At 64.4% G+C, this 13,187-nt stretch carries 12 protein-coding genes; 1 reads left to right on the top strand and 11 read right to left on the bottom strand.

Annotated elements, in window-relative coordinates:
* Positions 1-74 precede the first annotated feature (74 nt).
* The 4 genes from QCE64_RS13475 to QCE64_RS13460 all read right to left on the bottom strand — a co-directional run bounded on the left by QCE64_RS13475 (position 75) and on the right by QCE64_RS13460 (position 3,262).
* Positions 75-401: a ribbon-helix-helix domain-containing protein gene (locus QCE64_RS13475; RefSeq protein ID WP_309903688.1), complete on the bottom strand. Its 327-nt coding sequence runs from the start codon at positions 399-401 to the stop codon at positions 75-77.
* A gap of 87 nt (positions 402-488) precedes the next feature.
* Complete coding sequence (locus QCE64_RS13470; RefSeq protein WP_310004261.1) at positions 489-2,072, bottom strand: GMC family oxidoreductase; 1,584 nt, start codon at positions 2,070-2,072, stop codon at positions 489-491.
* Between the two features lie 43 nt (positions 2,073-2,115).
* Entirely contained in the window at positions 2,116-2,760 is a 645-nt protein-coding gene (locus QCE64_RS13465) for a twin-arginine translocation signal domain-containing protein (protein WP_310004259.1), read from the bottom strand.
* 103 nt (positions 2,761-2,863) lie between these two features.
* The gene (locus tag QCE64_RS13460) at positions 2,864-3,262 is read right to left on the bottom strand and encodes a VOC family protein (protein ID WP_310004257.1); all 399 of its coding nucleotides are present in this window, start codon (positions 3,260-3,262) and stop codon (positions 2,864-2,866) included.
* A gap of 304 nt (positions 3,263-3,566) precedes the next feature.
* Between QCE64_RS13460 and QCE64_RS13455 the strand changes: the two genes are divergently transcribed.
* Positions 3,567-5,357: an FUSC family protein gene (locus tag QCE64_RS13455; RefSeq protein ID WP_310004255.1), complete on the top strand. Its 1,791-nt coding sequence runs from the start codon at positions 3,567-3,569 to the stop codon at positions 5,355-5,357.
* A 9-nt stretch (positions 5,358-5,366) separates the two neighbouring features.
* Here QCE64_RS13455 and QCE64_RS13450 read toward each other — a convergent pair whose 3' ends face one another.
* From QCE64_RS13450 to QCE64_RS13420, 7 genes are all read right to left on the bottom strand, one after another.
* Entirely contained in the window at positions 5,367-6,209 is an 843-nt protein-coding gene (locus tag QCE64_RS13450; protein ID WP_309922835.1) for an IclR family transcriptional regulator, read from the bottom strand.
* A gap of 81 nt (positions 6,210-6,290) precedes the next feature.
* The gene (locus QCE64_RS13445) at positions 6,291-7,832 is read right to left on the bottom strand and encodes an AMP-binding protein (protein ID WP_310004253.1); all 1,542 of its coding nucleotides are present in this window, start codon (positions 7,830-7,832) and stop codon (positions 6,291-6,293) included.
* 28 nt (positions 7,833-7,860) lie between these two features.
* Entirely contained in the window at positions 7,861-9,642 is a 1,782-nt protein-coding gene (locus QCE64_RS13440) for an ABC transporter permease subunit (protein WP_309931722.1), read from the bottom strand.
* 9 nt (positions 9,643-9,651) lie between these two features.
* The gene (locus QCE64_RS13435) at positions 9,652-10,713 is read right to left on the bottom strand and encodes an ABC transporter ATP-binding protein (RefSeq protein WP_309931721.1); all 1,062 of its coding nucleotides are present in this window, start codon (positions 10,711-10,713) and stop codon (positions 9,652-9,654) included.
* Positions 10,714-10,723: 10 nt separating this feature from the next.
* On the bottom strand, positions 10,724-11,785 hold the full coding sequence (locus tag QCE64_RS13430; protein ID WP_310004251.1) for an ABC transporter substrate-binding protein: 1,062 nt from the start codon (positions 11,783-11,785) through the stop codon (positions 10,724-10,726).
* Positions 11,786-11,825: 40 nt separating this feature from the next.
* Positions 11,826-12,587: an enoyl-CoA hydratase/isomerase family protein gene (locus QCE64_RS13425; protein WP_309931719.1), complete on the bottom strand. Its 762-nt coding sequence runs from the start codon at positions 12,585-12,587 to the stop codon at positions 11,826-11,828.
* Between the two features lie 205 nt (positions 12,588-12,792).
* Positions 12,793-13,056: a hypothetical protein gene (locus QCE64_RS13420; protein WP_310004249.1), complete on the bottom strand. Its 264-nt coding sequence runs from the start codon at positions 13,054-13,056 to the stop codon at positions 12,793-12,795.
* Positions 13,057-13,187: the final 131 nt, after the last annotated feature.

The raw sequence follows: 13,187 nt of genomic DNA, 5'->3' as shown, positions 1-13,187 counted from the left end.
GTGCATCCGGGCAAGCTGCGGCCGCTGAATGAGCCGCGTATCACGCTGGAGTGAAGCCCGTGAAGGCCGGTTCCTCAGCCGGTCTTCAACACCCTCAGCGCCACCCCTGCCGCCTCGCTTTCCACGGGCTGCTTCGCCTCGCGCATCGACAGATAGCGCAGACAGCACACCCGCAAAAACGATGCAAAGTTGGTCGGCACCTCGCCGCGCAGCGCGATCAGTTCATCGTAGAGCTTGACCGCGAACTGGCTGGTCGTCAGGTTCTCGCGCCCGGCGATTTCCTGAAGCACGTCCCAGAACAGGTTTTCGAGCCTCACCGTGGTAATCACGCCATGAATGCGCAGCGAACGCGTGCGCGATTCATAGAGGATCGGATCGGCGTTGATATACACCCTACACATGGCGTCATCCCCCAGGAAAGGGCCGCCGCGCGTTCGCACGACGGCCATGGCTCAAGCTACCCCTCCACGCTCACGCCGGCAATGGCGTCAAACCCTGCGCTGCTTCATCTGGCCCGCAATGTAGTCGGCCTGACGGATCGCCAGCGTGACGATGGTGAGCGTCGGGTTTTCCGCCGCGCCCGTCGTGAACTGGCTGCCATCGGAGATGAACAGGTTCGACACTTCATGCGCCTGACCGTAGCCGTTGCAGACGCCCTCGTCGGCCTTCGCACTCATCCGCGCGGTGCCGAGGTTATGCGTCGAAGGATACGGCGGCACGATGTACGTCGCCTTCGCACCCGCCGCCTCGTACACGGCGCTGCCCTGCTTGTACGCATGCTCGCGCATGGCTTCGTCGTTCGGGTGATCGTCGAAGTGGACGTTCGGCACCGGCATGCCGTACTGGTCCTTCACGTCGTTGTTGAGCGTGATGCGGTTCGACTCGCGCGGCATGTCTTCGCCGACGATCCACATGCCCGCCGTGTACGGATAGCGGTCCATGGCCTCGGTGAAGTTCGGTCCCCATGCGCCCGGGTCGAGAAACGCCGCATAGAACGGCAGGCCGAGCGAGATCGTCTCCATGTGATAGCCGCCCGCGAAGCCGCGCTTCGGGTCGAACTTCGCCTCGTCCTCGATGATGCCCGCCATCGTCGTGCCCTTGAACATCTCGACCTTGTCGTCGAACACGCCGTACACCGAGCCCGTGGTATGCCGCATGTAGTTCCGGCCCACCTGACCGGAGCCGTTCGCGAGGCCATCCGGGAACTTGCTCGACTGCGAGTTCAGCAACAGGCGCGGCGTTTCGATTGCGTTGCCCGCTACCGCGACGGCACGCGCCTTCTGCCGCTGGATCTTGCCGTCCTTGTCGTAATAGACGACGCCCGACACTTTGCCGCGTGCATCGTGCTCGATCTTCACCACGTGCGCCTGCGGCCGCAACTCCATGTGCCCGGTCAACTGTGCATGCGGGATCTCGGTATAGAGCGTCGACCACTTCGCGCCCATGCGGCAGCCCTGGAAACAGAAGCCGCGCTGGAAGCAGTGCGTGCGGTCGTCGCGCACAGTGCTGTTGATCGCCATGTGACCGGTGTTGCATTCCTTGTAGCCGACCTTCATGGCCCCGGCCGACATCACCTTGAAGTTGTTGTTGCCGGGCAGGCCGGGCAAGCCATTGGTGCGCGTCACGCCCATCTTCTTTTCGGCGCGGCTGTAGTACGGATCGAGGTCCGCGCGCGTCACCGGCCAGTCGAGCAGGTTGGCGTCCTTCATGTCGCCATACGTGGTCTTCGCCTTGAACTCGTACGGCTGGATGCGCAGGCTCGCGCCCGCCCAGTGAACGGTTGTGCCGCCGACCGTCTTGCAGATCCACGCGGGCAGGTTCGGGAAGTCCTTTGCGACGCGCCACGAGCCGGAGGTCGTGCGGTTGTCGAGCCATGAGAGCTGCTTGAACGCGTTCCATTCTTCAGTGGAGAAGTCGCCCTGCGTATGCATGGCGCCTGCCTCCAGCACCACTACGTCGATACCCTTCTGCGCGAGCTCGTTCGCCAGCGTCCCGCCGCCCGCGCCCGAGCCGATGACCACCACGACGTGGTCGTCGTTATGCTTGAACTGCACCTTGTTCTCTGTGTACATGTCTGTCTCCGTTGTCCCATCGACCGAAATCAAACCGACTGGATCAGCCGTCTTTCGGAATCGGGCCGCTGTCGGCCGCGGGTGGATCGGGCAGCCATGAAAGGTTGTTGAAGCCCTGATAGAGATAACCGCCGTCGCCCTGTGCCGCGCCATAGCCGAAATGCTGGTAGGCCAGCGCGTTGCTGTACAGGGACACCACAGCCGTGCTGCGTACCGTGTTGAAGAACGGCGTGCCGGCCAGCGCGGCGATGTCGTGCGCCTTGTCGGCGGGGCCGCGCCGGGTCCAGTCGGAGCCGGCTTGCGCGTCGAGCTTCGCCACGCCGTCGGCGAGTTGCTGGCGCACGGCGGGATCGGCTTTCGCCTTCGCATCGAGGTCCTTCACGACGAGCGCGTACACGGCGTCATCGAGCGTGGCATGCGGATAGATCTCGCGAGTGACCTGCAGCAGCACTTCGCCCTGATGCGTACTGAGCCCCTGCATTTCGAGCGCCCAGACACGGCTCGGCGCAAGGCTTGCGAATATGGACGAGGCGGCGATCGTGCCCACCAGCACGCCGGTGCCGCGCAGAAACTCGCGCCGCGTCAGCGCGATCCGGGGTGGAGCGGCGTCAAGCCTGGCGTGTCCGTGTGGATGTCCGTCGTCGTGCGCGCGCCGTGGCGCGACGATCGGGATGATCGTGTCTCGCATGTCTGTCTCCTTGTGGGGTGCTGCAACAACTTATGGTCGTGCGGGTCCTGCTTTCGGATTGCCGGTGCGTCATCTGCGTGACGATCGGGTGCTGCGAGACGCGCTAGCGGTAATGTCCATGCTTCTCCAGCACTTCGATCTTGTACCCATCCGGGTCTTCGATGAAGAAGAAGCGCGCAATCAGTTCGCCCTTGCCGTCCTTGAATTCCTTCACGTCCTTGGGCGTCAGGCCGAGGCCGACAAGGCGTTCACGCTCGGCATGAACGTCATCGACGACGACGGCGAAGTGTCCATAGCCGTCTCCATGGGTATAGGGAATATCGCGTCCCTTGTTCCAGGTCAATTCGATCTCGGCTTCGGTTTCGTCGTTGCGCAGATAGACGAGCGAGAAGTCATCGAAATCGAGCCGGTGACTCGGTGTCAGGCCGAGCGCGGACGCATAGAAGCCGAGCGACCGGTCCAGGTCCTTCACGCGAATCATGGTATGAATCAGTTTGGCCATCGATCCTCCTGTGCTGAACATCGCTGCGAACCTGCATGCCGCAGCGTTCGTAGTGAATTTAGCGACCGATGCGCAGGCCGAGGTAATAGCTCGTTAAATCCGGGCGTTAACCCTGTCCGGGCATCGAAGGCCAATTGAAGGGCACGCATGGACTTCATCGCCATGGGTTTTTTGACACGCTAAGATCCGGGAAAACCCGTACCTTCCATCCGCCGGCGATCCCGCGTGAATGGCATGGCACGGCAACTTTCCTCGATGGACTCCGGCCACAAGCCGCGTCCGTCATCGCCCGGATGTCGCCCTGATGATTGCAATGCTCTTCACGCGAGCGGCCGATCGCCTGCTCGTCGCGGACCCTGGACTCGCGCGCTTCGTCACGGCCCTGCGCGCGACGCTCGCCACGTTTCTCACCGCGGCAATCTGCCTGCCACTGGCCGCGCGGCTCGATGCGCCGCCGACCGTCGCCGGGCCCGGCATCCTGTTCGTGATGGTCGCGCCTCTGTTCCTGCGCGACGGCACGCTGCGAGGCTGGCTCGCATCCCTGCTATCGCTCTATGTCGTTGCGCTGGTTTCCTTCGCGTTGGCGAGCGCACTGGCTCCGTGGCCCGCGCTCGCCGATGCCACGTTTGTCGCGCTGCTGTGCGGCGGCATGCTGATCCAGGCGTGCGGTCCGCGAGCGCTCGGCGGTGCGTTGCTGGCGCTCGTGGCCTTCTATCTCGGCTTGTATCTTCATCCCACCATGCCGATGACGCAGCTCGCGATGGCAATGTCCTTGATTGCGCCATGCGTGACCGTGTGCATCGCGCGCTGGATCATTCCGCCTCGTCACGACGCCGCGCTCGGGCTCGCAGTCCGGACCGTGACTGCCCGCGCGAGAAGGCTGCCCGCCACTGCGCCCCGCGCGGCCTCCTTGCACACGGCGCTCACCGCGCTGAACGAAGCCGCGATCTCGCTCGAAGACCGGCTCGCGCTGCTCGAACCCGGCGATACGGACGAGGTCCGCGACGCGCTCATCGCGCTGGAAGTAGCCGCGAATCAATATGTGTTCGATGCATCCGCACGCGCGGATCGCGAAGCGCGCTTACGCAGCGCCATTGCGGCGCTGGAACGGATGGTCGAGTCGAGGCAATGGGAAACAAAGCGTGTTGACGCCGCGCGCGCTTCGGGGCAAAGCGCACTCGCCAGCCTGTCATGGTGGCCGGCCGCGCGCATGGCGGCAGCGGCGTCGATGGCGCTGTTGGCCGGACATTGGCTCTCCTCCGAGCGATGGTTCTGGGCCGTCATCACCACCTTCGTCGTATTGCTCGGCACACGTTCGCGCGGCGATGCCGTGCACCGCGCGATGCAACGGATTGCCGGGACGCTGGCGGGCGCGCTGGTCGGCGCGCTGCTCGTGACCTCGCTGCACAGCGAGCCGGTCGCGATTGCCTGCGCGATGCTGCTGTGTGTCTTCGGCTGGGCGTATTTCATCCTGAGCGCGTACGGGCCGGGCGTGTTCTGCATCACCGTGCTGGTGAGCCTCGTGTACGGCATGCTCGGTCATGCGGTGCAACCGCTCGTCGAACTGCGGATCGGTGAAGTGGCGATCGGTTGTCTCGCGTCGCTGGTGGCCGCGTTCACGATCAAGCCGCTCGAAACGAGCCGGCATATCGAGGCACGCTTCGTGGAAGTCATCGACGCGATGATCGCCGGCGTGCGCAGCGCGGATAGCGTACAAGCCGGAGCGGCGGTGCGCTCGTTGGACAGCCATTGGCAAGCATTCCGGCTGGCACTGCGGCCGCGGCGCGTGTTCGTGTGGGCAACCCACGATGATCTCGTTGCCGGCGCTTTGTCGTGCTGCGTTCACAACGTGCGCACCTTGTTGCGGCAACCTCACGCCATGCAGGATCAAGGCGGCATCGAAGGCATTCTGGAACGTCTGGAAGCGATTCGCGCGGGCTGCACTCGCGCAAGCATGAAGGGCACGAAGCGCATGAAGGGCATGCCGGCGGCCACAGGGATGGCCGCCTCGCTCGACGGCGCGGTCGCGTTGCTCGCGCAGCGCATTGGCGGATTCAGCGATGCAGCCCCTTCGTTGCGCGAACGTGCTGCTTGACCCGACCCGCTATTCGATGCGCCGCCGCGTCGAGATGGCCGACGCAGTGGAGATCACGAGATCGGCGAAGCGCTTTTCGTCGCGGTCCGCGTGCCAGCGCGAACGCGCCACCGCGATGTTCACCGCGCCGATGCCGCGTCCATGCGCATTCGTAATGGCCGCCGCCGTGGAGATGTCGCTGACGAAGTACTCGTCTTCCGTATGCGCATAGCCCTGCTTGCGGATCTGCGCAATGCGCTCCTTGATCTTGCGCGGCTGATACACGGTCGATCCCGTGTAGGGCACGAGGTTCGTGCGCGCGAGGATGTCGTCGAGCTCGCCGTCGTCCAGCGTGGCGAGAATCGCGAGTCCAGGCGCCGTACAGTAGGCCGGCAGACGCGAGCCGACGATCACATGCGCGTTGAACACATTGCGGCTCACGATACGCAGGACGAAGACGATGTCGGTATCGTCGAGCACGGTGAGATTGGTCGCCTCCTCGGTCTCCGAGCCGAGTTGCTGGAGATAGGGCGTGGCGCGGCTGACCAGGTCGTTCGACGTCAGATAGTGATACGTGAAGTCCAGCAGCCGCGGCGACAGTTCGTACTTGCGGCTGTCGGGGTCCTTGAAAAGATAGCCGAGCGCCGCGAGCGTATAGGCAAAGCGCTGCGTCGCGCTCATGTCGAAGCCGGTCAGCGCGGCGATTTCGGACAGCGAGAGCTGGCGCTTGCTGCCGTCGAAGGCGGTGAGCACTTTCATCGCCTTCTCGACCGACTGCACATACAGCGAAGACGCGCTCGGGTCCGCCGCCTCGCCGCGCGCCTTCGCTGCGGGGCTCTTGCGCTTGCGCGGCTCTTTGGGCTCTTCGATCATCACGTGGTTCATCGTTTTCGATTGTCGACGAATTATCGCATAGCCCTAACACGCTATCTTTAGGCGATATTCATGGCGTCATCATGCCTGCGCCTTCTCGAGCCGATCCCATGCATCGTCGGTGCTGCGCGGCAGAAGATGCTTCTTGATGCGCTCGCTCGCGGTCAGCTCGAAGCCTTCCACCGCGCGGTAATAGCGCGGCAACTGGAAGCTCGCCAGGCGCTCGCGCGCCCACGCGTGCATGCTTTCCCACTCCACCGGCGCGTCCTTGAACTGCACGTTGAGCAAGATGTCCTGCTCGCCGATCGGCGATGCCACGCCAATCGCCGCACTCAGGCGCACGGCCGGATGCGCGGCGAAGATCCGTTCGATCTCCCATGCCGACACATTCTCGCCACGCACCCGCATGCTGTCCGTCTGCCGCCCGATGAAGTAGAGATCGCCATCGGCGTCGCGGCGCGCGCGGTCGCCGGTATGCAGCTTGCCGTTGCGCAGCGCGGAAGCCGTCGCTTCGGGATTCTTGAGATAGCTCGGCAGGAAGGTGCCCTCCACCTTGCTCGACAACACGATCTCCCCCGCTTCGCCCTCTTTCACCGGCTGCGCTTGTTCATCCAGCAGTTCGATCTCGATCCACGGCAACGCGCGGCCAATCGAACCCGGCTTGCCCGTGGCATTGGCGGTGGCGAAGCTCGAACACTCCGTCATGCCGTAGCACTCGCGCAGCCGCACCTTGAGGCGGTCCTGAATCGGTTCCCATGCAGCGGCGCTCACGCCCGCGCCCCAGGCGACGCGCAATGTGTGCGCGCTGGGCTGGGCATCGAGCGGCAGTTGCATCAGGATGTCGAGCACGCCGCCGAGATAATGCAGTTGCGTCGCGCCCGCGCGTTCCACCTGCGACCAGAACTGCGAAGCCGAGAAGCGCGGCACCGCGTGCAGCGTGATCGTTTCGAGGAACGGCAGCAGCAGCATCTGCGCGCCGCCGATATGGCACAGCGGCTCCCACAGGAACAGCCGGTCGCCCTCGCGCACGTCCGCGACGCGCAACGCCGCCTCGCTGGCAATGCGCATCATCCGCTGCGTGAAGACGACGCCCTTCGGCGCGCCCGTCGTGCCCGATGTGTAGATGACGCACAGCGGATCGTGAATGCCGATGACCGGCGTCGTGAAAGCGGTGGCGTCATCGCGCGGATCGAAGGCGGGCAGACGCACACGCTGCGACTCGCCGCAATCGATATTGGCCGTCACCGCATCGAATTCGTCTTCGATGATGAAGCGCTTCGGCTCGGCGTGGCGCAACAGGTACTCGAGGCCCGCCGCGCGCAGCTTCGTGTTCACCGGCACCCACACCAGGCCGCTCAGCACGAGCGCATAGATGAGGTGAACGTGTTCCGCGCTGTTGCCCAGCATGACGGCGACGCGGTCGCCGGGCACGAGGCCTTCCTGTGCGAACCAGCGCTGCAATTGCTCGACGCGCCGCATGACGTCGCCGCAGGTGATGGCGTGACCGTCGAAGTCCGCGACGATGCGCGCGGGATCGCGGCGCAGTCCTGCCGCGAGCAGGGGAACGCAGTCGAGTTCGTCGTCCGCGTGGCGATGGGCAAAATATTCCGGGTAGCGATGCATGGGTTCAACCGATTTGAGAGCCCGGGGTTCAGCGCGCACGGCGCTTGAGCCAGGAGGAAACCGCGACGACGAGCGCGATCAGGATGATGAGCGTGGTGGATACGGCAGCGAGCGTTGGCGTGATCGCCAGCTGGATGTCGTCCCACATTTGTTTCGGCAAGGTCGAGTTGATGCCGCCGCTCACGAAGATGGCGATGGTCAGATCGTCGAAGGAGACGAGGAAGGCGAACAGGAACGCTGCCGTCACGCTGGCCATCAGCAGGGGCAGGACAACCGACGTGATGCGCCGCAGCGGCGAAGCGCCCATGACGCGCGCGGCATCGTCGAGACGCCAGTCGAAACGCTGGAAGCCCGCAGCGAGCGTGACGACCACATAGGGAATCGCCAGCACCGTGTGCCCGATGACGAGGCCCAGGTTCGTGCCCGTCAGGCCGAAGCGCCCGAACAGATACAGCAGCCCGACCGCCACCACGATGCGCGGCACGATCAGCGGTGCGACGAGCAGCGCGAACAAGGGCTTGCTGGCGCGGCGCGGCATGCGCGTCATCGCAAGCGTGGCGCCGAAGCCGAGCAGCAGCGAAAGCACCGCCGTGCCGAAGCCCACTTCGAAGGACCGGATCACCGCGCTGCGCCACACCGGCGAGTCCATGAAGGTGCCGAACCACTTCATGCTGAAGAGCTTCGGCGGAAAGCCGATGTAGTCGCTCTTCGTGAACGCGTACGGAATGACCGAGAGCACCGGCAGGACCAGCAGCGCCATGATGATGCACGTGTACAGCCCGAGCGGACTGGCGGCGCGCGCCACCGGCTCGGCATGCGCGCGGCGCCGCATCATGAACGGCGCGCACACGCGGCCCGCCGTCATCAGAAACGCCAGCCTGAGTCCCGCCGCACGCGAACCGCGCGTCTTCTCGCTGGTCTCGCCGGTCAGCGAGGTCAGGCCCACCATGCGGTCATAGACGAAGAAGATGAAGATCGAGCAGATGAGCAGCACCGTGGACAGCGCGCCCGCGAAGCGCATGTCGAACAGTTCGAGCACCGACGAGATCACGAGTTGCGCGATCATCGTTTCCTTCGGCGAGCCGAGCAGCGCGGGCACGATGAAGAAGCCGAGACTGGAGATGAACACCAGCAGGCCCGCTGCCGCCACGCCCGGCGACGACAGCGGCAGGAACACCGTAAAGAAGCTGGTGCTGCGTTCCGCGCCGAGCGTTTCCGCCGCTTGCGCAAGACGGTCGTCGATGCCGCGCATCACGGGCAGCATGGTCATCACGGCGAGCGGGAGCATCGAATGCACCATGCCGATCAGCACGCCCGTCAGCGAAGGAATCGTGCCCGTGGTTTCACGCACGAGGCCGAGCGAAAGCGCGATGGTCGACAGCACGCCGGTCTTCGAGAGCAGCAGCATCCATGCATAGGTCTTGACGAGATAGCTCGTCCAGAACGGCAGCATGATCCACAGCAGCCAGCGTTCGCGCACGCGCTCGGACAGGCGGCTCAGCATGTATGCAACGGGATAGCCGAGCAGGATGGAAAGCGCGGCAGTCAGGAACGAGATGGCGAAGGTGATCCACAACACCTTCGCATAGACCGGCGTGCGCGCGATGCGCTCGAACTGCGCGAAGCCGAACTGGCCGTCGGCGCTGACGAGACCGCCTTGCAGGATCTCGCCCACCGGCACGATGAAGAACACCAGCAGGAACAGCAGCGTAGGCACGACCGGCAGGAAGCGGACGCAGCGCGCCAGCGCGACGGACCAGCCGCGGCGCGCGCCTTCATGCTCGCGCTGGGCGTGTAGTGCAAGAGTCATGACGATTCCTCAGGCGTGCAGCAAGGTGGTGCGATACGGGTCCCACGTCAGCCCCACCTTGTCGCCGATACGCGGCGACAGGCTGCGCTCGCAACGCACGGTGAGTTCGCTGCCGTCGTTCATCGCGAGCTGCACGCGCGTGTCGCTGCCGAAGAACACGACATCGGAAATCGTGCCGTCGACATAGCCGCCCTGCGGTTCGACGAGACGCGGCGCCTCGGGCCGCACCAGCAACGTATGACGCGCGGCAGGCGCGATGGATGCGCCCAGCGGCAGCGGAATACGGCCGCCCGCCGCCAGCAGGATGGGTTCGCCGCGGGTGCCGCGGGTGGCGTCGAGTTCGCCTTCGAGCAGGTTTGAATGGCCGATGAAGCCGGCCGCGAAACGCGTCGCGGGCCGGTCATAGAGATCCGCCGGCGTGCCTACCTGTTCGATGCGCGCCTGGTTCATCAGGCAGATGCGGTCGGACAGGGTCAATGCTTCGTCCTGGTCGTGCGTGACATACACAAAGGTCGCGCCGAGTTCCTTGTGCAGGCGACGAATCTCGGACTGCATGTGCTCGCGCAGTTTCTTGTCGAGCGCGCCGAGCGGCTCGTCGAGCAGAATCACCGAAGGCCGATATGCGAAGCAGCGCGCCAGCGCGATGCGCTGTTGCTGGCCGCCCGAGAGTTCCTTCGGAAAGCGCTTCGCGTATTCGCTCATGCGCACCATGGCGAGGGCATCGTCCACGGCCGCGCGCACTTCATCGCGCGACTTGCGGCGCATGCGCAGGCCATAGGCCACGTTGTCCCACACGCTCATGTGCGGAAACAGCGCATAACTCTGGAACACCATGCCGATGCCGCGCTTGCCCGGCTCCACATGCGTGACGTCGCGGCCATCGATCTCGATGCGCCCCGCGCTCGGCGCAACGAGCCCGGAGATCATCTGCAGCAACGTGGTCTTGCCCGAACCCGAGGGACCGAGCAGCGTCAGGAATTCGCCCGCCTGCACGGCGAGATCCGTCGGTTCCAGCGCAACCGCATCGCCATAGCGCTTGGCGATGCCGATCGCCTCGAGTTTCGAGCTCATGATGTCGTCCTCAGGAGATGATCCACGAATTGAAGCGCTCAGTGACCTTCTGGCGATTCTCTTCCCACCATTGCGGGCTCGGCAGCTTCATGTCCTTGATGTTGTCCGGGGCCGTCGGCAGCAGCGTCGCGCGCTCCTTCGTGATGCTCTCGAACGACTTCTTGTTGGTCGGACCGTAGGCCAGCGTGCGCGTGAGCAGCGCCTGACGTTTCGCGTCCGCGCAGAACTTGACGAACTGCTTCGCGGCATCCGCACGCGGCGTGCCCTTCGGAATGCCCCAGCCTTCGATCGAATACAAACCCTGATTCCACACGATCTGCACCGGCGCGCCACCGTCCTTCGCTGCCTGCGCGCGGCCGTTCCAGGTCGAGATCATGTCGACGTCGCCGCTCTGGATGGCCTGCATCGCCTGTGCGCCCGAGGTCCACCAGATGTTGATGTGCGGCTTGATCTTGTCGAGGCTCTTGAACGCGCGGTCCACGTCGAGCGGATAGAGCTTGTCGAGCGGCACGCCGTCGGCGAGCAGCGCCTGTTCGAGCGTGTCGAGCGGACTGCGGCGCAGGCAGCGGCGGCCCGGAAACTTCTTCACGTCCCAGAAGTCGGCCCACGACTTCGGCCCGTTGTCCTTGAACTTGTCCGTGCGATAGGCGAGCACCGTCGAGTACACGTCCACGCCGAGCCAGTTCGGCGTGATCGCCTCCGGCATGATGTCGGGATAGTCGCTCGCCTTCAGGCCGATGGGTTCGAGCAAGCCTTTCGATTCGAGGTAGGGAATGTCGGCGGACAGCGTCAGCGTGGTCACGTCCCACACGTAGTTCTTCGTCTGCACCATCGCCGCGAACTGCGCGACCGGCTGCGATTCGCGCGCGACGCTCACCACCTTGATGCCCGTCGCTTTCTCGAAGGGATCGTAGAAGGCCTCGCGATACGCCGTCGTGTAAGGACCGCCCGGGTCCGAGACGACGATCTGCTTGCTCTGCGCACGCGCCGCCAACGGCATGGCGCCGGCGACGGCCAGCGCGCCCGCGCCGTGAAGAATCCGGCGTCGCGCCGGGTTGAATTCTTGGGTCATGATTCAGGTCTCCCGCACTGGGTAGGTGGATGAAGAGTGCTTACTTCGCGCGCTTTTTGAAAAACTCTTCCATCATGCGTGCGGGTTCACCGGAGTCGTACGCTTCGCGCTGAATGCGCATGCCCGCCTCGATGCAATCCACGAAACCCGGCTCGGTCATCTCGCGGAAACGCTGCTTGTCCAGACGCATGGCGACAGAAGGCTTCGCGGCGAGCTCGGTCGCGATCTCCAGCGCCTTTTCGAAGACCTTGCTTTCATCGACGAGGTGATGAATCAGCCCGATGCGATGGCACTCGTCCGCGTCCATCAAACGTCCGGTGAGCGTCAGCTCGATGGTGCGCGACATGCCAAGCATCGAGTTCATGATCCACGGGCCGGTCGTGCTGGCGATGCCCGCGTTGATTTCCGGCTGCCCCATGCGCACGCCCGGATGACCCACGCGGATGTCGCCGAGCAGCGCGACCTGGAACGCGGAGCCGGCCGCCGTGCCGTTGAGTGCCATCACGAGCGGCTTGGAGAGGTTGCGCAGCGCCGCGTAGTAGATCTGCCATTCCTTGACCCATGCGACCGCGCGCTCGCCGTCGAAGTCATGGGCTTCCGACAGATCCTGTCCCGCCGAGAACGCGCGATTGCCCGCCCCCGTCATGATGATCGCCGCGACTTCGTCGTCGGCATTGAAGCGGTCCAGCGCCTCGATGATCTTGTTGCGCATCGGCGTGGTCCACGCATTGAGGCGTTCAGGACGATTCAGCGTAATGACCGCCACGCGGCCGTGGTTCGAGAACAGGACGTCTTCGCTCATGTCTTATCGCATAGAGATAGTTAATGGTGAAATTTAATATAAGACTGTCAAAAATGTGTTGCAAGCGGGTTTACGCGAATTCGTTGCGAGTCGGCAGGAAAACTGCGGCGAAATGAAAAAAGACCTCGTGCCGAAAGAGGCAACGAGGTCTTGAGCATGCAGGTTTTACTCGACCCGACGCGTTCGCTTTAGTTGAACATCGGGTTCAGCGAAGACGCCGCTTCAGGGCGCCTCGCTGTTCGACGCGTTCTTTGGCGCGTCGGATGGCTTCGTCGAAGGACGGTTCGGTCGCCACGTGGCGGTTGTCGACGCTGACGAACCATCGGTCATCCGCCTGGCACCAGCGCACGCGCCGGTCCTGCATGAGCAGCGAGAACCAGCGCCAGACCTCCGCGTCCTCGGCGTTCGCGCCGGCGGCAGCCGTGGCGCGGTCTCTTGCGTTCAGATGCATGACCGTGAGTCTATGCAAGGCTCCTGCGCCGCAGACGGTCCGCCAGCGAGATCAGAATGGAGATGAACACGAACAGCAGCGTCGAGACAGCGGCGATCACCGGCGAGATCTGCATCGTGGTCTCGTCCCAGAACTGCTTGGGCAGCGTC

It is taken from the genome of Caballeronia sp. LZ043 (assembly GCF_031451075.1).
In the GTDB taxonomy this organism is placed as follows: Bacteria; Pseudomonadota; Gammaproteobacteria; order Burkholderiales; family Burkholderiaceae; genus Caballeronia.
This window is presented reverse-complemented; position numbering and strand designations above follow the sequence as displayed.